We start from the raw sequence: 19,407 nt of genomic DNA, 5'->3' as shown, positions 1-19,407 counted from the left end.
GAGGAATGACGAACCCGAAGAAGGGCATGCTCGCGCCCGGCGTTGTCCTCAACTACACCTACGAGATCGTCGACCTGGTCGGCGAGGGCGGCACGGGCGAGGTCTATCTCGCGCGCAACAAGGCGACGGGGCGCGAGGTGGCGATCAAGCTGCTCAAGCGCGAATTCGCGGCCGACCCGACCCTGGTCGAGCTGATGCAGCGCGAGGCCAACGCGCTGCACGAGATCATGCACCCCGCCGTCGTGCGCTATTACGAGCTTCTGCGCACCGAGATGGAAGGCGGGATCACCTTCCTCGTCATGGAGTTCATCCGCGGCGAGAGCCTGGGCGAGCGCCTGAGGCGCGGCCCCGTGCCGCCCGAGGAAATCCTTCAGATCGCCCGGCGCGTGATCGACGGGCTCGAGGTCGCGCATGGCCACAAGGTGCTGCACCGCGACCTCACGCCCGCCAACGTCATCCTGCGCGACGGCGATCCCGCCAAGGCCACGCTGATCGACTTCGGCATCGCCAAGGACCTCGCGCAGACCAAGCATTCGGTGATCGGTGGGGGGTTCGCCGGAACCTACCAGTATGCCTCGCCGGAACAGATCGACGGCCGGCCGCTGGATCCGCGCTCGGACTTCTACAGCCTCGGCGCCACGCTGCTCGCCGCCTGCGAGGGGCGCAGCGCGGGCGAGGGCAAGACGCTCGAGCAGATCATCGGCGGCAAGACCCGGACGCCCGAGACCGAGCACCTGCCCGGCGTGCTGCGCCCGCTGATCCAAGCGCTGCTCCAGCCGAACCCGGACGACCGGCCGAGGACGGCGGCGGATGTGCGCCTGCTGATCGACGGCATGGGCCAGGTCGACGACCTCGACGCGCTGATCGGCGGTGCGGGCGCGGGCGAGAAGACCGTGATCCGCCCGGCCGGGCGCCCGGCCCCGGCGGCGCAGACAACGTCGGGCGGAAGCCCGGCGCGGGGAGGCGCCGAGGCCGCGCCGCCCGCCAAGAAGAAGGGAGGCGCCTTCGCCCTCATCGCCGGCATAGCCGTGGTCGCGGGCCTCGGCGCCGGCGGCTATTTCCTCCTGCCCGGCCTGATGGAGGAGCCTCTGCCGGTGGCCTCGCCCTACCAGCTCGACCTAAAGGTCGAGGACGGCACCGCGTCGGTCGCGGGTAACGCCCCGTCCGAGGAGGAGGCCGTGGCGCTGCGCAGCGGACTGTCGCAGGCGCTCGACGGAAAGTCGGTCGACGGCACGCTCACGCCAGCCACCGGGATGCCGACGCAGGACTGGACCGCGGCGGTGACCGAACTCGCCGCGGCCGCCAAGCTGTTGGAGAACTGGTCGCTCAGCGTCGCCGACACCAACGTCGTCCTGCGCGGTACCGCGCCCGACCGCGTGGTCTATTCGCTGGTCGAGGAGCAGAGCGCGGCCGTCGCGAATGCCCGGGCGCTCTCGCTCGACCTGCAGGTCGCGCTCGCACCCCAGCCGCTCGCACATGCGGCGATGAACGCGGCGGTCGCGGGCTTCACCAAATGCGGCCCGCTGCGCTTCCAGGGCCCCGACCCGCTGCCGCCTGGCACGCCGGTCCTGGTCTCGGGCCCCGTCGCATCGCAGGCCGATGCCGATGCGATCCGCGGCGCGCTGGGCGATCTCGACGGCGCGCGGGCGATCGAGGCGGACCTGACGATCACCAGCGAGCTGGTCTGCAAGGTCGAGCGCCTGCTGCCGCGCGGCAACGCCCCGCAACTCAGCTTCGCCTTCAGCTACGGCCAGAAGGAGGGGGCGCCGACCGCCGGATACTTCGTCTCGGGCGACAACCCGGTGATCGACGTGAGGGTCGATCAGAGCTACGCGGACGCGTATCTCTACGTCTTCTACGTCGATGGCAACACCGGCAAGGTGATCCATCTCCTGCCCTACAAGGATCGCCCCGAGAACCGTGTGGACAAGGCGGGGACGCGGGACGGCGACCACTACGCGGTGCGCGTGCTCTTCCCTGCCAAGGATGTCGCGGTCGGGCGCCGGGGCTTCCTCGTGGGGCCGCCCTATGGGACGAATATCTTCGTCGCGGTCGCAAGCCCCCGCGCCTTCCTCGACCAGATGCTGCCGCGCAACGATGCGGCCGAGCTTTTCCTCGAGGACCTCGTGGCCTCGCTGAGCCGGGCGGAAACCACCGAATACATCGTCTCGCGTGAGTTCTTCACGACGCGCGAGAACTGAGCGCGCCGCGCGACGGCCGGGTCACGAGTTGCACGCCCCGCAGGGGCCGAGCGGGGGAAAGGCCGCCGTCGCGTGCAGCGTCGCGTTGAGCGCGAGCATGGCGTTCAGGAAAGGCGCGATCGCAAGCTTCGGCGGCGCATAGGCCGCCATGCCGGTAGCCCAGCTCTGCCCGGCCACATGCTCGCCCAGCTTGACCGCTTCGAGCGGCGGCAGGGCGGCAAGCTTCTCGTTGAGCGCGAGCGAGGACACCGGCATCGGCACCGGGAAGGTCGCCCAGGTCTTCATCATCGCATCCACCCGGCCCATGGTGCTGGGCGACAGCGGATCGTCGCCGAACGCCTCCTCGATCTTGGCAAGCGACTCGAGCACCATGGCAAGCTTGAGCACCATCGGCAGCGGCACCGCCATGCTGGGCGGCGAGACCCGCGAGAGGTTCGCAAGCCGGTTGTTCAGCGCCTGCATCGCGCCGGTGTCGCCAAGCGGCGGCGTGTTCAGTGTCTCGCTCAGCTTGGCGACGGGCGGCAGCCCCGCCAGAAGGCGCGCCTTCGCAAGCTGCGGCGGCGTCAGGGCAAAGCGCGTGTCCGAGGTCGCGGGCGGCGGGGGGATATCCCCCGCTGTCGCCGTCATCGGGTCGAGCCCCATCGCGTTGAGATCGAGGCACAGCCGCGCCGCGATCGCGTAATTCAGCAGCGGCTGCATCTTCAGCGAGGCTAGGGGTGCGAGGCGCGGCCAGACATTGCGCTGGAAGCTCTGCGCCGCCTGCTCGAGTTCCGCCTCCAGCGCCGGCACGTCATCGAGCGAGAAGTTGCCCGCCGCCATGCCCAGCGTCACCGCCATCTGCGCGAGCGGACCGCCGCCCAGATTGACGGAGGGCGCCGCGATCGGCGCCACGGCCGCGCGCATTTCCAGATCCGGGCGGTCGGCCGGCCCGAGATTGGGGATCGCCGCCGCCATCCGCATCTGAAGGGGCGTCGGTGGCAACGCCATCACGGCCGAGGGCGTGAAGCGCTGGCGCACCGACTCGGCCGCCATGTGGCAGAAGCACGCCATTCCTCACACCTCCGCCGCCCGGCCGGTCAGGCCGCGTCCACCACGATCACGGAAACATTGTCGGCGCCGCCCCCGTCGAGCGCGAGTTGCAGCAGCGCATCTGCCACCGTCTCGATCGGGGTCGCGGCCAGCACCTCGGCGATCATCGCCTCGTCGGCATAGCGGCTCAGCCCGTCCGAGCAGAGCAGGAACCGGTCCCCCGGCAACACGTCGCCGCGGCGCTTGTCGATGTCGATCTCGTCGCCCACGCCCACCGCGCGGGTGATGGCGCTGGCCTGCGGATGGCGCTCGGCCTCGGCCCATGTCAGCCGTCCCGCCTCGACGAGTTCCGCCACCACCGAATGATCGTGGCTCAGCATCGTGACGTGGCCGCCGCGGCAGCGGTAGAGCCGGCTGTCCCCGGCCCAGAGGCAGGCGAAATGCTCGCCCGCCAGGATCAGCACCACGACCGTCGCGCCGATGGTGACGCCGCCGCGGCGCTCGGCCTCGGCCACGATGGTCCGGTGCGCCGCCTGGATGGCGTCGCGCGCCGCCCGCATCAGCTCGCCTGGCGGCAAGTCGGGCGGCAGGGTCGCCAGCGCCTCGGTCACGGTCTGGCTGGCGAAGTCACCGCCGTCATGCCCCCCCATGCCGTCCGAAACCGCCCAGAGGCCAAGCTCGGGCAGCGCGATCAGCGAGTCCTCGTTCACGCGGCGCACATTGCCCACATGGGTGCGTGCGCTGTAGCGCACCGTGCCCGCAGCCGGTGGAAGGATCATGTCCGCAGCCCCCCTGTCGTCGTGGCCTCTGCCCCCCCCGCCCACACGGGTGCGTCGAGATCGACCAGCCCGCGCAGCGCCTCGGCCCCCGCCGGCAGGCCGGGCGAGACCATCGCGCGGACGCCCTCCGCAAGTTCCGAGGCCCAGAGCGTGGTCGACGCCCCCTCGGCCCCCGCGGCCCCCGCCGCAAGGAGCGCCCCGAGCGAGCCCCGCGCGGCGCTGAGCCATGCCGCCCCGCAGGCGCGCAGCACCCGGATCGGCGCAGGCGCGGGCCCCAGCCGCAGGGCCTCGAGCCGCCGCTCCAGCCCTTCGCGCGAGGCGTCCTCCTCGAGCATCGCAAGGGCCGCGTCCTCGAGCGCGGCAAAGACCCCCTCGGCCGCGCAGTAAGCCTCCCAGGCCGAGCCCGTCTCCGCCTCGGCCGCCAGCGTCAGCGGGAACTGTCGGCCCACCCGGTCGACGCTGGGCATCACCACCCCGGCGACGGCGGCGCCGCCGCAGAGCCCCTTCGGCAGCGCGAAGCGCCAGATCGGGGCCGAGAAATAGGCGTCCTGCCAGCCCGCCCCCAGCGTCTCGCGCCCGCTGAGCAGCAGTTCCTGAAGCCAGCGGTCCCAGGGCTCGACGAAGGCGGGCGAGAGGCCCCGGCGCAGGAAGTCGCCCTGCGCCGGGATCTTGCCGTAGTATCCGAAGCCCCCCAACCGCCCCCCCCCGACGCGTCAGAGCGACTTGGGGCAGCGGAAGCTGCGCAGCGCTGGCAGCGAGAACGGGTTGAGCGCCGATCCCGCCCTCAGCTGGAACACCGCGATCCGCCCACCGATGTTGAAGATCAGCCGGCTGCGGTCGGAGACGTTGGTTCGCCGCATCTCGGCCGCGTCCAGCAGCCGGAACCATGCCCACGGACCCTCGCGGCTCATGGTGTTCTCGATCCCGGCGTTCTCGGGCACGAAGGCCACGCGCGTGCGCCCGCCCGCCTTGCCCGGCCAGGTCAGCGGCGTGACCTGCGGGGGGCCGTGCGCATAGCTCAGCTCCTGCCCCTCGATCTCGACCACCACCTGCTCGGCGTTGGGGTCGAGCGCCACGGGCGTGAGGTCGAAGGTGATCGACGGCATCCCCGGCGCGAGGAAGAAGCTGTCGCGGATCTCGGCCGCCGCCTGGAACTGCGCCAGAACCGAGGCCGAGATGCCGAGATCGGTGTTGTTCACCCGCTTCCAGCGCCACGGGTCGGACGCGGTGTCGACGAAGGTGATCAGGTTCTCGTTGAAGAAGCTGTCGATCAGCCCGTTCGGGCCGAACAGCCGCGCGAAATCCTGCAGCGTCACATCGGCGGTGGCGGCGCGGTCGAAGGGATAGCGCCCATTCAGCGCCTTCTCGCAGAACGGGTAGACCTTGGCCTGCCACTGGGCGTTGAGCCCCGAGCGCGCGCCGCCCACCGCGATGCCGGACGAGCCCGAAGCCACCTGGTTGGCCCATCGCTGCATCGGCCCCTCGACGCGGCCCGTCGCCGCCTGCAGTCGCGCCGCGGCCCCGCCTTCGACGCCCGCCTGGTTCAGCACGCTGGCGCCGCTGGTCTGGCCCAGCGACATGCGGTTCAACTCGCGATAGACCTCGGTCATCATCTCGATGAGCTGGTCGAGCTCGGAGGGCGCCCCCTCGGCCCCGTCGACGAGGGCGTGGAGCCAGGCGAAGCGCTCCTCGACATAGGCGCCGGGCTTGGCTGGCGCCTGCCCCGCCACGGTGGGCGTGGCCGAGCCGATCGCCTCGAACAGCGCCTGCGTGCGCGAATCGAGGGCCGAGAATGCCTCGTCGGCGGCGAAGCCGGTCGCGCTCTCGGTCGCGTTCGACAGGTCGATGCTGCCCCGCTTGGGCTGGGTCAGCTTGGTCTCGTCGGACACGGCCTCGAGGATGTTGTGGATCGGCGAGGTCGGCCCGGACAGGACATTGGTGACATCGACGGCGTGGCCGAGGCTCTCCATCGGCACAATATCGATGTCCGCGAGCAGCGCGTCATACTTGGCCACGTAGTCGTTGTAGTAGAGATCGAGCACGTCTCGGCTGAGGCGCGCGAGCGCCGCGGGCGTCGTCTCGGTCTGGCCGCGCGGGCCCAGCACCCAGCTCTCGCTCTGGATGCGGGCGGCCACCTCCAGCGCCTCGGGCAGGAACACCTGGCGGAACCCGTCATAGGTCCAGATCCCCTCGACCCCCTCGCTGAGCGGCGATCCCGACGAGCGCACCAGGACGCGCGAGGTCGCGGGGCCGCCCACCTCGGTCAGTCGGAACTGCGGCAGGGCGCGGGCGCGCGGGCTCTGGGTGATCGAGTTGTAGATGCGCTGCGCCAGCGGCGTCTCGGACAAAAGGCCCTGGATCTGCTCGACCAGTGGGCCGTTGAGCGCGATCTCGCGCATCGGCTGGGACAGCAGCGCCTCGAGATGGCCCTCGAGATCGGCCCGCATCCGGTCCTGGCCGGGGAAGCCGAGCTGCCAGTCGATAGACATCCACTTGCGCACGAGCCCCTGATCCATCGGACCCTGGAGACCCAGCATCATGTAGACCTTGAGCGCCTCGTAGAGCAGGTCGGTGTTGTTCATGTTGGCCTGCATCTGCTGTTCCAGCCGGAACAGCAGGCGCGGCAGCAGGAGCTGGTTGAGCGCGCCGCGATAGGTCTGCGCGGCCTCGGTCCCGACGGCGCCGCCCTGGTAGAGGCCCCAGGTCAGCTCGGTCGGCGGCTCGGGGTCGCCCTGCGCAGGATTGCCGGGCATGTCGCGCAGGATGTTGAGCGCGGGCACGACACGCGGGATGTCTGCGTCCGCGATCGGGCTGCCGGGAATGCCGGCCACCAGCTCGCGGTACTCGCCGACCTTGCCCGAGGCGTTCGCGATCAGCTCGCGGTTGCCGAGGAAGCTCATGGTCCAGAGCGTGCCGAAGGCGCCGACCACCAGCACCGCCGCCGCGACCGCGCCGCGCAGCACCCAGCGATAGCGCCGCTCGACCCGGTCGTCGGCCGAGACGAGCCCCGCCTCGCGGAAGATCACCCCGTTGAGGAGCCGCGTCAGGAAGAAGCTGCGCCCCGTCCCCTGCCCCGAGCCGATCGCCTGGCGGCCGATCCCGAAGGTGCGGGCCATGCCCATCATCAGCCGGTCGATCGGCGTGCCTTCCTGGGTGCCCGAGGTGAAGTAGACGCCGCGCAGAAGCTGGCGGTCCTCGAAACGGCTGTCCTGGAAGACGTCCGACAGGAATTCCTCGGCCACGCCCCTGAGCGAGGCCACCTGCGCCGGGAAGCCCGCGATCAGGCTGCGGCGCTGGTAGTCGGTCTCGGCCTGCATCCGCTCGAGGCCGCGGTTGTTGAGCTGGGAGAGCAGCGCGTCGAGCTCGGCGCCGAAGCCCTCGACGGCCGAGCCCTCGGTCCTCCCCTTCTCGTAGGGCAGCGTGAAGCCCCAGACCTGCTCGCGGTCCTCCTTGCCGAGATTGTCGAAGAACTCGGCGAACCCCGCGATCAGGTCGGCCTTGGTGAACAGGATGTAGACGGGGAAGCGCACGCCCAGCTTCTGGCGCAGCTCGTGCAGGCGGGTGCGAACCGCGCGGGCGTGGCCCTTGCGCGTCTGCTCGTCCTGCAGCGAGAGGTCCGAGAGGCTGATCGCCACCAGCGCGCCGTTGATCGGCTGGCGGGGACGCTGGCCCTTGAGCATCTCGAGAAAGCCGCCCCAGGCGCGGCTGTCGGCGTCGGCGTCGCTGTCCTGCGTGGTGTAGCGCCCGGCAGTGTCGAGCAGGACGGCCTCGTTGGTGAACCACCAGTCGCAGTTGCGCGTGCCGCCCACGCCGCCGATCGCGCCCTTGCCCAGCCGCTCGGACAGCGGGAACTGCAACCCCGAATTGACGATCGCGGTGGTCTTGCCGGCGCCGGGCGGCCCGATGATGATGTACCAGGGAAGCTGGTAGAGATGCTTGCGCCCGAAGCGCCCGCCCAGCTTCGACTTGCGCAGCAGATTCAGCGCCTCGCGCATCCGCCCCTGCATCTCGCGCAATTCGGCCTGCACGGCGGCGTCGCCCGCATCCTCCTTCCCCGCCGCGCTGACGATCGACTCGGTCATCACCTTGTCGCGCCTGCGGCGGCGCCACAGGCTGATGCCGATGACCAGCGCCGTGAACAGCCCGAAGACGCCGATCACGACAAGCCGGTTCATCACGCTGTCGAGCGGCCGCAGATCGCCCCAGGCGAGCGCCGACCCGAAGAACCAGACGCAGATGCTGGTGATCAGGAAGACGATGGTCACGACGCCGATCGTCGACATGAACACCGGCCGGAAGAATTTCATCAGCATGGGCTCAGCCCGCCTTCACAAGAATGACTTCGATCCGCCGGTTCTTGGCCCGGCCCTCGGGCGTCGCGTTGGGCGCGATCGGCTCCTTCTCGGCGCGGCCCTCGGCGCTGAGCCGGTCGTCCAGTTCCAGCCGCTCGGCGATCTTGTGCATGACCGCCTCGGCGCGCGCGAGCGAGAGGTGGAGGTTCGACGGAAAGCGCGCCGTGCGGATCGGGACGTTGTCGGAATGGCCCGCGACGATGATCTTGCCGGGCTCCTCGTTCAGCGCCTCGGCCACGCGGTCGACGATCGGACGAAACTTCGGCTCGAGCACGTCCGAGCCCGAGCCGAACATCCCCTCGCCCGCGATGCGCACCGTCAGCGTGTTGGCGTCCTCGAACACCGTGACCAGCCCCTCGTTGATCTCGGGCTCGAGGAACTTGCGGATCTTCTCGATCCGCTCGACCGCGGCGGGCGGCGGCGGCGGCGGGGGGGGCGGCGGCGCCGCGCGGGCAAGCTCGATCGGCCCGCGCAGGTCGAGCGCCGAGAGCTGGCCCTGCAGCCGCTCGGTGTCGCCGCTCAGCGCGAAGGCAAAGCCGAAATAGGTCAGGCACAGCACCAGCAGCGTGACGCCGCTGATCAGCCAGACCGGCGCCAGCGCCGAGATCGGGCGATGCGCGACATCGACCCCCTTCCAGCGCGGCGAGAGGTCATGCTCGATCGGGCCGCGATGCGAGCGGATCAGCCGCGCCAGCCCGTCGCGGATGGCGATGTGCTTCTCGGTGCCGCGCGGCTCGACCCGGAGCCGTCCCTCGAAGCCGAGGCTGAGGCACATGTAGAGGAATTCCAGCAGGTCGCGGTTGGTCCCCGGCTCCTGCTCGAGTCGCGCGAGCAGGTCGTAGAAGCGCTCGCCGCCATGGGTCTCCTTGTGGAAGGTTCCGACCATCGAGCTTTGCGCCCAGACCCCGGTGCCGCCCCAGGGCGTGTTGAGCACGACATCGTCGACCGTCGCGCAGATCGCGTAGCGTGCGACCTTGACCGTCTGCGCGGGCACGCCGGCCTGCAGCGCGCGGCTCTCAAAGGCGCGGATCTCGGCGATAACGCTCTCGCGCAGCGCCTCGGGATTGGCGTGCTGGGCGCGGTTGCGGATGCGCCCGACCAGCGAGAACAGCGTCGAGGCGGCGGCGTTCAGCGGGTTGAGCCCGGTCGCGGCCTGCCCCAACGGCAGAGCGCCACCGGCGGCCTGCTGGGGCGGGGCCGAAGGCGCCGCGGCCGGCGCAGGCTGCGGCGCGGCCGGCCTGCGCCCGCCGGGATTCGGGCGGATCACCGTCTTCTCGGTGTCGCTCGGCTCGGCAAAGGGATCGTCGCGGCTCATCTCGTTCCTCCCGGGCCTCTCAGCCCTGCCGAATCGCCCAGAGCTCCATCACGAGCCCCGGGAACTCGCCCGCCACATGCACCGCCAGACCACCCGAGGTGGTCATCTGCTTCCAGTACGGGCTGTCGCGGTCGAGCTCGAAATAGACATAGCCAGAATGATAGGGGATCTGGCGCGGCGCCACCGGCAGGGGCCTCAGCCCGATCCCCGGCAGGGCCGAGTTGACGAGCTGCCGTATCCCCTCGACCGGCCCCAGCTTGGCCTGCGTCGGGAAATGGCGGCGCACGCTCTCGGCCGCGACGTCGGCCTTGCAGGCCATGACAAAGGTCGCGCCCGTCAGCAGCCGCTTGTCCGGGATGATGCCGACGCTGACGCCATACTTGCGCGCCTCGAGCGGGATGGCGACGGCGCTCTGCTCGAGCACCGCGCTCAGATACTGCCTGAGCGCCCGCATCACCGGCTGGAACACCGCCGTGAGGTCGTCGTGGCGGTAGACCGGGAACTCGGCCGCACGCTTCTCGGGCGTCATGAAGGTCGCAAGCTCGCCCGCCAGCTCGGTGCAGGCCCCGTAGATCGCGCAGGGATGCGCGTTCTCGATCGACAAGAGGTGCCGGATGCGCGGCAGCGCCCGGTTGACCGAGATGAGCAGCAGGAAGTCGGAAATTTCCGCCACCCCCTTCGCCGCGCCCGACTGCGACAGCCGGCCGGCCAGCGCCTCGGCCCGGTGGCTCAGCATGCCTTCGAGCTCGCGCAGGAAGCCGTGCAGCGTGGGCGCGGCCCGGGCGTCGAGGCAGGAGGGGATGAACGCGCGGTCCAGCACGACCTCGCCGTCGGGCCGCACCTCCATGATGCGCGCGATCGGGATCACCAGCTGGTCCGAGAGGTCATCTAGATCGAGCGCGAAGCTCAGCCGCATCTTGCCCACCGCCACGGTGACCGGGCGGCGGTCGGATCCCATGCTGTCGGTGATCTCGATCTCGGACGGCATGAAGCGCGACGCCGACTTCTCGGCGCCGCTCAGGTCCACCTCGACCGCGCCGTGGCGCCGGGTGGGCATGGCGAGGTAGACGACGCAGTTCTTCGCCTGCGCCGGCGCGTCGAGCGCGGGCGGATGCTCCTCGGCCTGCGGCGCACGGAAGGGGGCGCCATCCGGCGTGAGCCCCGCCACCGACTTGACCGCGATCTTGCCGAGCTTGAGGAGCTCGTCGTCGAGCGTGAGCTCGCTCACACCCCAAGCATAGGGTGCGAGGCCACGGGCGACATGCGCGACCAGGGCCTCGACATAGCGGTCGTGCTGCTGGAAGTGGTGGGGCTGCAGGAACAGCCCCTCGCTCCAGATGACTTTGCTCTCCCAGGACACGCTCACGCTCTCCCGTATGGCGGCTCTCGGCCCGTCATTGTCCAAGCGTCACGGTCTGCCCATCGAGGGTGACCGCCACGTCGTTCGCGGCATTGGGCGCCAGCGGCTTCGACACCCGCCAGCCGGGCTGGCCGATATCGCGGAAGGCCGCGATCACGCCGACCGCCGCCGGCGGCGCGGGGAAGGACTTCGCATCCTCGACCGTCTTGCCGGGCGCGAGCAGGTATTCGTCCACCGCCACGAGGTCCTGCCCCAGCGTCGCCTCGGGCGTGTCGAACAGCGCGAAGAAGTCGCCTGCCTCGAACTTCGCCGTCGACGCGAGGTAGTAGACCTTAACCTTGGCGGGCGCGCCGCCGTTCATCGTCTCGCCCCCGGTGATCGTCAGCGCCACGGTGGTCGGCGGCGGCGGCGAGGCGCAGGCGGCGACGAACCCGGCCAGGGCCAGCGCGGCAACTGTGCGAAACGCGGATCTCATCCTCTTTTCCCCCCTCAGAGCTTGCGAAGCTGGTTCTCGTAGGCGCGTGCGAACTCCTTGCCGAACATCGACTGGAAGTCGTCCTCGGCCTGCCGCGCGATCTCGGAATACATTCTCTCGTAGGCTTCCCAGTAGCGCGCCTTGCGCCCGCCCAGCAGGTTGCCGAGGCCCGAGCCGGGGTCGATCTTCTCGGTGAGCTGCTCCGGGCTCAGGCGCCGCAGCAGGTCCTTGAGCGCGGCCTCCATGCCGGTCATCATCGCGACCTCGTGCGCCTTGATGTCGTTGAGCGCCTCGCGCGCGGCCGATTGGGCCTCCTGGTAGCCGGGGACGGCCGGGCGGATCATCGCCTCGACCGCCTGCTCGGGGCTGATCGAGAACTTGAGCGGGTTGTTCCCGCCCGCCCGGATCATGGTCTGGTTCATCCGGAATTCGCCCTTGATCGAGGCGCGCGTCATCAGCACCTCGCGCATGCCCTCGACCATGGCGCGGAACACGGCGCCCATGCGCGCCATGACCTCGACCAGTTCCTCGTCGGGGATGTTCAACCGCTCGGCGCCGGCGGCGCGCAGGAAGGCGTGGACCGCCTCCGAGCCGGCGCCGCTGGCGGCCGGACCGGGCGGTGCCGCAGGCGGCGGCGCCTCGGCACGCGCGGGCGGCACCGGGGCGGGCGTGGGCGCGGGCGCAGGCGGCACCGGCGCCGCGGCGTCGCGCGGCGGCGGAGCGGCCGCCGGAGCGCTCGGCTCGGGCACCGGCGCGAAGGGCTCGTCGAACGGATCGTCGGGGATCATGGGGGCGCCCGGCCGAGCAGCCGGCGGGGGCGCCGCGGGCGCATCCGGCTGCGCACTGCCGGCGAATTCCTCGTCCCAGTCGTCGGGGATCAGGCCCTGGCTTGCCGCGGGCGGCGCGAAATGATCCTGGGCCGACGGCAGGTGGTCGCCCTCGCTCGCCCCGCCCTGGCGCAGCGGATCGGCGTCCTCGGCGCGGAAGAAGGGGTCCTGATCCTCGGGCAGCGGCGCGGCCGGCTCGAGCGGGTCCTCGGGGATGACGGCGCGCTCCCAGGCCGGCCGGGGCGCGGCTCCGGGGGACACGGGCGCGGCGGGCCCCGATCCGAGGAGGTCGTCCAGGAAATCCCCGCCATCGGTCCCGGCCGGGTCGTCCAGCGTGCCGACGAAGTCGTCCCGCACCCGCGCATCCGCGGCGCGGCCGGGCGAGACCCGCTCCTCGCCCAGCGGTGGCGGGATCGAAGCGAAGGGGTCGGCGGCGGCCATGGCCTGCTGGATCTCGACCACCAGTTCGTATGCGCCCAGGGTGATGACGTCGCCGTCGTTGAGCGGCGCGGGCGCCTCGCCGATCCGCTCGGGCGCATAGTTCAGGAAGGTGCCGTTGGTGCTGATGTCGATCAGGACATAATCGCCGCCACGGTCCTCGATCACGCAGTGGCGCTTCGAGATCGTGCGGTCGGGGTCCGGCAGGGCAAGATCGTTCTCCTCGCCGCGCCCGATGGTGAGCGCGCCGCCCAGCATCTCGATGCGGTCGCGCCCGCCCGGCAGGCTGCCGGAACTCTGGAATCGCAGGCGAAGTGTCACGCGCAGCCCCTCATCCGCCAACCAGAACCGTCGGCGCGCCGGCGACGATCGAGCCGCCATGCGCGCATGTATCGCCCAGCCGCGCCTGCGGCATCGAGCCCGTGAGCACCGTGCCCGACCCCTTGGCCACGGTGTCCGGCGGCCCCACGCATACCGCCATCGCGGTCGCCCGCGCGGCCGGCATCGAGCAGATCAGCACCGTCGGGCACGGCGTCACGATCGGGCCCCCGACATGGGGCACCGGCACCGGCGCCGGGGTCTGCATCGGGCAGGCATGCATGTCGAGGACGCGTGCCGCTGGCATGGTCATCGGCGCCTCCTATCCATCTGCGATCGCTCGGGAAGACATGGCCGCTCCATCATGCCCCGCCACGCGCCGCCGCGCCAGACGTGGCATCCTTGGCCTCGACCCGGCCGCTCCCGCCGCGCGCGATGTCGAGCCCGCGCGCAACGAGCAGCCGGCCCTGCGCCTCGCTGTTCTCGCCATCGGCATAGAGCGACTTGAGGACCATCCCATAGACCGCGTTGCCGACCACGCCAGGCGGCGCCGCGAAGTCCGACAATTGGTCGGGGCCGAGCGTGCCGTCGGCAAAGGTCGCGGCCATGGCGCAGAACACGGTGTCGTCGTCGAGAGCCGCCCCCTCCATCGCCGCGCGCGCCTTGCGCCGCGTCTCGTCGCCCGGCTTGAACACCCAGGCCTCGGCCGTGGCCAGCGGCGCGGGCGGTTCGGCCGCATCGGGGGGCAACAGGTCGCGCGCCGCGAGGCAAGCCCACCAGGTCGCCTCGCGCGCCGGCAGTGCGTGGGCGATGAGCTGCAGGATGTCGAGCACGGCCCCCTTGGCGTCGAGCTCGGCCAGAACCTCGGACACGCCCGCCTTCGGGCCCGCCCCGAGCGGCGTGCGCAGCTTGACGCGCGCCCGTCCGAGGATCGCGGCCACCGGCTCGGCGGGAAATTTCTTCAGTCCTTCGAAACGGCTGGGCTCGCCCATTTCCCGTCTGCCTTCAGTTGATCATGGTGGTGGAGCCCTTGACGATCAGGACGCCGCCGGATTTCACCTCGGTCATTCCCGAGCCTTCGAGCTTGGCCGTTCCGCTGGACACGATCTTGGCTTCGCCGCTGGCGGTGAGCTCGATGGTGGGCGAATTTATGCTCACCTTCGAGGACGTGATCTCGACCGTCGAGCTGCCGCAGACCAGCTTGATCATGGACGTCGCGGTGATCTCGAGATTCGAGCCCACGCTGATCGTGTAGTTCGAACCGATATCGTCGGTCTTGTCGGTGGCGATCGTCACCGTCTCGTTGTTGCCGACATCGACCGTCTGGTCGTTGCCGACGCTGAGCGTGCGGTTGTTCCCGATCGTCAACGAATGGTCGTTGCCGATGCTCTCGGTCGCGTTGTTCTGGATCGTCTGGGTGAGGTCGCCGTCGCTCGCATGCTCGACACCGATCGTGATCTCGGCGTTGTTCTTAATGATCTGCTTGTAGTCCCTCTCGGACTGGAAGCGGACGAACTCGGCATCCTTGGTGTCGTCGAACACGAGCTCGTGGTAGGTGCTCGCGGCTCCGTTTTGGCTCGACCGCGACATCAGCCCGACGAGGTTCTTGTTGGCTGTGAGCGGCGAGCTCAGGCTGACACCGTCATCGTCCTGCGACGACAGGGTCGGCGCAGCCCCGTCGGCGCCGCCGAAGGGCGGATAGGTCTTGGCGTTGTTGTAGAGCATGCCGACGATCAGGGGACGGTCGGGATCGCCCTCCTCGAACATCACCACCACTTCCTGCCCGACGCGCGGGATCCACTGCATGCCCCAGCCGGCGCCGGTCCAGGGCTCGGCCTTGCGGACCCAGCAGGACGAGTTCTCCTTGCGGTCGGCGTCCTTGCCCTCGCGGTCCCAGTGGAACTGGATCTTCACCCGGCCATAGACGTCCGTATAGATCTCATTGTTATCGGGGCCGACGACGATCGCGGTCTGGATGCCCGGGATCACCGGCCTCGGCGTCACGACCGGGGCGCGGTAGACCGCCGACGAGGGCATCGCGTCGAAGACGCAGGTGTAGTCGTCGCGATTCTCGCGGAAGTCGAAGCGCAGCCCCCGTCCGACCATGGCCTTGTCGATCTCGGTCAGGTCGTAGTCCGCCTCGATCTGCAGCATGTGGCGGGCCGAGACGATCAGGTATTCCTGGTTCTCCGCTTCGCGCGGGTGATTGGTCAGCGTGAAGCGCCGGCCGGTCGCCAGCGTGCGATGGTTTCCGGCGCCCCGGCTCAGCAGGTGCTGCGCCGCCAGCGCCTCCATCCGCACCCGCGTGCGCGCGTCGCCCAACTCGGTGTCGGCGTATCGTCCCGGGTGGTCGTAGAGCTCGAACTGGTTGTAGCTGTTTGTGCCCTTCGCGTCCTGCTTCGTCACCTTCAGGTCCGCGCCCGGAGTGACGAAGTTGAAGTCATTGAGCGTGACCTTGCCGCGCGTCAGCATCTCGCGCCCCGACCACTCGTAGATGTGGTCGGCGCGCTTCCGGGCCACATCCTCCTTGAAGTGGAACTCGACCTCGCTGCGGACATCGAGCGAGGTAAGCTGCCCCGCGTCGCCCACCAGCAGCAGCGTGGCGACGCCTTCGGCATGGTTGAAGCAATAGTAGAGCCCCTCCTCCTCCATGAGCCGGCAGATGAAGTCCCAGTCGGACTCGCGATACTGGACGCAGAACTTGCGCACCGTTGCGCCGGCGCCCGCGCTCTTGTCCTCGTAGTCCGCGAAGCCCCGCTCGTTCAGGATCTGCTTGATGATGTCGATGGCCGAGATGTCCTGAAAGATCCGGCTTCCCTGCTGGCGCGTCAGCAACCACGGCCAGGACCTCAGCTCGGCGCGATAAAGCGCCAGCCCCTGATACTCGCCGACGAACTCGGCCTCGATGCAATGCCCGACGAAGTGGCGCCAGCTCTCGTCCTCCACCTCGACCGAGACCGTGATCGGCCGTCCCACGACATCCTCGAGGCTGGTCGTGTGGTTCGTGGACAGGTACTCGACCGCGATCTCGGTGATGCGGCTCAGCCCCTCGTCGACCTGGGCGCGCAGGATCTGCATCTCGCCCGAGGGAAGCGGGCCGGTCATCTTGATCTTCCGGCCCTCGAACTGGACGTTGGTTGTCGTCGAAGTCACGGCTCGGTCCTCGTTTGCGGCGACACGCGCGGGCTGCGCGCGGGCGAATTCACTCGGGCGGGGTGATCTCGAGCAGATGCCGCTGCTTGCGCAGTCGCTCGACGATCAGCGGGTTGATGCCCCAGAGCTCGCCAAGCGGAACGCAATCGGGCAGGTGAAGCTTGAACTCGATCTCGGTCTCGAACTTCAGGCAGCGGACCGGGGTCGGATAGGGCTTCTGGCCCGACAGCATGGCGCCAAGATACTCCTCGCCCTCCAGAAGCCAGAAGTTGTTCCTGACCTGGACGATGACGATCACGTCCTCGGGCTCGTCTCCGGGACCATCGTCAGGCGGTGGTCGTTCGGTGTCGCGCATTACAGGCCCTCCAGCAGCGCGGCCAGTTCGGGATCCATCTCGTCGTCGCCGCCGTCGTCGGCGGGCGCGTCGTCGCCGAAGCCGGCGAGCAGCGCGTCGAGATCGTCATCGCCGCCCGAGTCGCCGCCGCCCACATCGGCGAGAAGCGCGTCGAGGTCGTCGTCGCCCCCGCCCGCGTCATCGTCCCCCATGCCCGACAGCAGATCGTCGAGATCCTCGTCGCCGTCCGCGGCCGCCGCCGCAGCGCCCGCCCCTGCCGCGGCCGCCGCCGCCGCGGGCCTCGGCGCGCCCTTTGCGCTCAGGCCGATGCTCGTCTCCATCCGGACGCGCCCGCGCATCCCCTCGCCGGTCCATCCGCCATCGCCCCAGGGGCCGGCAAGCTCGGACCGCCCCAGCGACTGGAACGAGCCGAGGCGCACCTCGTTGCGTCCCTTCATCGACAGCACCGGCATGAAGCCGCGCTCGACCACCTCGGCGGCGGTGCGCGTGGTCAGCAGCCGCTCGGTGCAGGGCAGCGCCACCTGGTCGCCATGCGCGTCCGTCATGTAGTGGAAGGGCATGTCGCCGATCGACATGACCTGCCCGAGGCTCATCTTCGCTCCGCCCTGCCGCGCCGTCTCGGCCAGCAGGATAGCGGCCAGCACGACCGGGTTCGCCCACAGCATGCCCTTCAGCCCGTCGCGCAGGGTGAACTCCTCGAAGTCGAATGGATCGACCGGATCTGTCTTCTTGCCGTAGGGCAGCCTCAGCAGGAAGCGCGGCACGGCGACGCCGATGTAGCGCGCCTCGGGCATGTCCCGCAGTTCGCTCCAGGCCTCCTTGACCAAGTGGTGGCGATCCTCGGGTTTCGTGTCGAGGCTGCCGGCCGCGATCGAGGCGACGAAGGGCGCGCCGATATGGGCGGCGATCCGCGCCATCCGCGCCAGCAACTCGGCATGGGGCGGCGTCTCCTCGAGCGTGTAGAGCGCGAAGATCGCCGAGAGCGGCCCCTCGCGCGCGTCGAGCCGCGGCGCCTCGGCCAGCATCTCGAACAGCCCGCATTCCGACAGCTCGTCCTGCGCCGAGAGGTCCGCCGCCCATTCCTCGGCCGAGACGTCGTAGAGCACGATCTCGAGCCCGCCGCCCGTCTCGATCCGCCGCGCCATCAGGTCGAGCGAGCGCCAGGTCGACTCGACCGCCTGGAAATCCGGGTGATGCAGGACACGCCGCATCGCGTCCGACAGGGCCGCGTCCACGGCCGCGATCATCGACTCGGCGCGCGGGTCGGGGGCCGCGACCACATGGGGTGCCACGATGCGCTGGATCAGCTCGTCGGCATCCGTGGCCTCGACCGCCGCCCCCCGCGCGTCGCCGATCAGGCGCTTGAAATCGCTGAGCTTGCGGTCGGCCGGCACGGCGCTGCCCTTCGCTCGGCGGCGCGGCATGGGAAGGACGTTGCCGAACTCCTCGCCCCAGGACTTCATGTCCGCGATCACCCGGTCGATGCCGCTGCCCGATTTCAACCGGCGGCGCAGGTTCGCAAGCTCCGAGAAGATCTCGACATTGCCGTAGAGCTCGTCCGGGTGCAGGTCGTCGATGCCGCCCAGCTCGACCTCGACCGCGCCGCCATCGGCGCCGATCGGCAGTGTCAGGGTGGTGCGGAAGCGCTCGATCACCGCGTCGGAATTGTCGATATCGAAGCGGATCGGCTTGCGGCCGCCCAGCTCCGCGCCGATCTCCAGCTCGCCGCGGCTGGCGCGTCCGCTGAAGTCGCCGAGGATCGCGATGCGGAACTTCTTGCGCGCCTCCGCGCCACCCTCCGGCGCCGGCGCATTCAGCGTGCCGGACGAGAAGCCGCCATCGTCCGACGGCGCCAGGCAGCGCGTGGGCAGATCGAATCCGAAGCCAAGACCCATCACTTCATCCTCCGGAAAGGGCGCCCCAGGCGCCGTTCAACGGTTCACGCAGGCTCATGGCGCGCCGCCCCCGCGCTCGGCGCGGATCGCCCTGATCTCGTCGTGCAGGGCCGCGATCTGGGTCGAGAGCGCGGCGTTCTCCTCCTGGAGCACGACGCGCATCTTATCGAGTTCAGCCTCGGCCTCGGCCTCGACGGCGGCCTGCATGGTGTTGACCAGAAGACCGACGAACAGGTTCAGCACGGCGAAGGTCGTGCACATGATGAACGGAATGAACAGCACCCAGGCGTTGGGGAACTTCTCCATCACCGGGCGCACGATGCCCATCGACCAGCTCTCGAGCGTCATGATCTGGAAGAGCGAGTAGAGCGACTCGCCCAGCGTCCCGAACCACTGCGGGAACTCCTTGCCGAACAGGATCGTCGCGATCACGGCGAAGACGTAATAGACGATCATCAGCATGACGACCACGCTGCCCATGCCCGGCAGCGCGTCGAACAGCGCCTGCACGACCGCCCGCATCTGCGGCACGGCCGACAGGAGCCGCGTCACCCGCAGCACCCTGAGCGCGCGCAGCGCCGTGAGGTCCGGCGTCCGCGGCGCCATCGAGATCATCACGATCACGAGGTCGAAGATGTTCCAGGCCGAGCGGAAGAAGCCCATCCCGTAGGCGATCATCTTGGCCGAGATCTCGATCACGAAGATCATCACCACGATTGCGTCGATCGTCTCGAGCAGCCCGCCGAACTGTGCCGAGATGCGCTGCGAGGTCCCGAGCCCAAGTGTGATCGCGTTCAGCACGATCACCGCGAGAATGGCGTTGCGCACGTTGTCGCGCTCGAGGAAGCGGCGCATCCGCGCGCGCGCACCGTCGATCGCGGGGGCCGTCTCAGCGGGCATCTCGTTCCTC

Annotated in this window: 15 protein-coding genes; 1 reads left to right on the top strand and 14 read right to left on the bottom strand. The window is 70.0% G+C overall.

Annotation, left to right across the window (positions count from 1 at the left end; translation table 11 throughout):
- Positions 1–5 precede the first annotated feature (5 nt).
- On the top strand, positions 6–2,201 hold the full coding sequence (locus tag M1105_RS10020) for a serine/threonine-protein kinase (RefSeq protein WP_249580227.1): 2,196 nt from the start codon (positions 6–8) through the stop codon (positions 2,199–2,201).
- A gap of 21 nt (positions 2,202–2,222) precedes the next feature.
- On the opposite strand, the gene M1105_RS10015 is transcribed toward M1105_RS10020, so the two are convergent.
- Genes M1105_RS10015 through M1105_RS09950 form a run of 14 tightly spaced genes read right to left on the bottom strand, consistent with a single transcriptional unit; the run spans position 2,223 to position 19,397 of the window.
- Positions 2,223–3,251, bottom strand: a complete 1,029-nt coding sequence (locus M1105_RS10015; RefSeq protein ID WP_249580226.1) for a hypothetical protein — start codon at positions 3,249–3,251, stop codon at positions 2,223–2,225.
- A gap of 26 nt (positions 3,252–3,277) precedes the next feature.
- Positions 3,278–4,009, bottom strand: a complete 732-nt coding sequence (locus tag M1105_RS10010; protein ID WP_249580225.1) for a PP2C family protein-serine/threonine phosphatase — start codon at positions 4,007–4,009, stop codon at positions 3,278–3,280.
- Complete coding sequence (gene tagF / locus M1105_RS10005; RefSeq protein WP_249580224.1) at positions 4,006–4,704, bottom strand: type VI secretion system-associated protein TagF; 699 nt, start codon at positions 4,702–4,704, stop codon at positions 4,006–4,008. Before tagF ends, M1105_RS10010 begins: the two co-directional genes overlap by 4 nt.
- Before the next feature lie 18 nt (positions 4,705–4,722).
- Positions 4,723–8,322, bottom strand: coding sequence for a type VI secretion system membrane subunit TssM (tssM, locus tag M1105_RS10000; protein ID WP_249580223.1), 3,600 nt, complete (start codon positions 8,320–8,322; stop codon positions 4,723–4,725).
- Between the two features lie 4 nt (positions 8,323–8,326).
- Positions 8,327–9,676 (bottom strand): type IVB secretion system protein IcmH/DotU, encoded by a 1,350-nt coding sequence (gene icmH, locus M1105_RS09995; protein ID WP_249580222.1) that lies wholly within the window; start codon positions 9,674–9,676, stop codon positions 8,327–8,329.
- A 19-nt stretch (positions 9,677–9,695) separates the two neighbouring features.
- Positions 9,696–11,036, bottom strand: coding sequence for a type VI secretion system baseplate subunit TssK (tssK, locus tag M1105_RS09990; protein ID WP_249580221.1), 1,341 nt, complete (start codon positions 11,034–11,036; stop codon positions 9,696–9,698).
- A 34-nt stretch (positions 11,037–11,070) separates the two neighbouring features.
- Positions 11,071–11,511 carry a type VI secretion system lipoprotein TssJ gene (tssJ, locus tag M1105_RS09985; protein ID WP_249580220.1) on the bottom strand — a complete coding sequence of 147 codons (441 nt, stop codon included), beginning with the start codon at positions 11,509–11,511 and terminating at the stop codon, positions 11,071–11,073.
- A gap of 14 nt (positions 11,512–11,525) precedes the next feature.
- Complete coding sequence (tagH, locus tag M1105_RS09980) at positions 11,526–13,097, bottom strand: type VI secretion system-associated FHA domain protein TagH (RefSeq protein ID WP_249580219.1); 1,572 nt, start codon at positions 13,095–13,097, stop codon at positions 11,526–11,528.
- Between the two features lie 10 nt (positions 13,098–13,107).
- Positions 13,108–13,407 (bottom strand): PAAR domain-containing protein, encoded by a 300-nt coding sequence (locus tag M1105_RS09975; RefSeq protein WP_249580218.1) that lies wholly within the window; start codon positions 13,405–13,407, stop codon positions 13,108–13,110.
- Between the two features lie 49 nt (positions 13,408–13,456).
- Positions 13,457–14,086 carry a DUF6931 family protein gene (locus tag M1105_RS09970; RefSeq protein ID WP_249580217.1) on the bottom strand — a complete coding sequence of 210 codons (630 nt, stop codon included), beginning with the start codon at positions 14,084–14,086 and terminating at the stop codon, positions 13,457–13,459.
- A gap of 13 nt (positions 14,087–14,099) precedes the next feature.
- A complete protein-coding gene (locus M1105_RS09965) occupies positions 14,100–16,247 on the bottom strand; it encodes a type VI secretion system Vgr family protein (protein ID WP_249580216.1) in 2,148 nt (715 codons plus the stop codon).
- Positions 16,248–16,296: 49 nt separating this feature from the next.
- On the bottom strand, positions 16,297–16,602 hold the full coding sequence (locus tag M1105_RS09960) for a hypothetical protein (protein ID WP_249580215.1): 306 nt from the start codon (positions 16,600–16,602) through the stop codon (positions 16,297–16,299).
- The gene (locus M1105_RS09955) at positions 16,602–18,497 is read right to left on the bottom strand and encodes a type VI secretion system contractile sheath domain-containing protein (protein WP_249580214.1); all 1,896 of its coding nucleotides are present in this window, start codon (positions 18,495–18,497) and stop codon (positions 16,602–16,604) included. Before M1105_RS09955 ends, M1105_RS09960 begins: the two co-directional genes overlap by 1 nt.
- A 54-nt stretch (positions 18,498–18,551) precedes the next feature.
- A complete protein-coding gene (locus tag M1105_RS09950) occupies positions 18,552–19,397 on the bottom strand; it encodes an ion transporter (RefSeq protein WP_249580213.1) in 846 nt (281 codons plus the stop codon).
- Positions 19,398–19,407: the final 10 nt, after the last annotated feature.

It is taken from the genome of Thermohalobaculum sediminis (genome assembly GCF_023487995.1).
Classification (GTDB): Bacteria; Pseudomonadota; Alphaproteobacteria; order Rhodobacterales; family Rhodobacteraceae; genus Thermohalobaculum; species Thermohalobaculum sediminis.
This window is presented reverse-complemented; position numbering and strand designations above follow the sequence as displayed.

Coding starts and splice junctions, on each gene's coding strand:
- M1105_RS10010 (WP_249580225.1), bottom strand. CDS start 4,009: ATGATCCTTCCACCGGCTGCGGGCACGGTGCGCTACAGCGCACGCACC.
- tssM (WP_249580223.1), bottom strand. CDS start 8,322: ATGCTGATGAAATTCTTCCGGCCGGTGTTCATGTCGACGATCGGCGTC.
- M1105_RS09960 (WP_249580215.1), bottom strand. CDS start 16,602: ATGCGCGACACCGAACGACCACCGCCTGACGATGGTCCCGGAGACGAG.
- M1105_RS09970 (WP_249580217.1), bottom strand. CDS start 14,086: ATGGGCGAGCCCAGCCGTTTCGAAGGACTGAAGAAATTTCCCGCCGAG.
- M1105_RS09975 (WP_249580218.1), bottom strand. CDS start 13,407: ATGACCATGCCAGCGGCACGCGTCCTCGACATGCATGCCTGCCCGATG.
- M1105_RS10015 (WP_249580226.1), bottom strand. CDS start 3,251: ATGGCGTGCTTCTGCCACATGGCGGCCGAGTCGGTGCGCCAGCGCTTC.
- M1105_RS10020 (WP_249580227.1), top strand. CDS start 6: ATGACGAACCCGAAGAAGGGCATGCTCGCGCCCGGCGTTGTCCTCAAC.
- tssJ (WP_249580220.1), bottom strand. CDS start 11,511: ATGAGATCCGCGTTTCGCACAGTTGCCGCGCTGGCCCTGGCCGGGTTC.
- icmH (WP_249580222.1), bottom strand. CDS start 9,676: ATGAGCCGCGACGATCCCTTTGCCGAGCCGAGCGACACCGAGAAGACG.
- M1105_RS09955 (WP_249580214.1), bottom strand. CDS start 18,497: ATGGGTCTTGGCTTCGGATTCGATCTGCCCACGCGCTGCCTGGCGCCG.
- M1105_RS09950 (WP_249580213.1), bottom strand. CDS start 19,397: ATGCCCGCTGAGACGGCCCCCGCGATCGACGGTGCGCGCGCGCGGATG.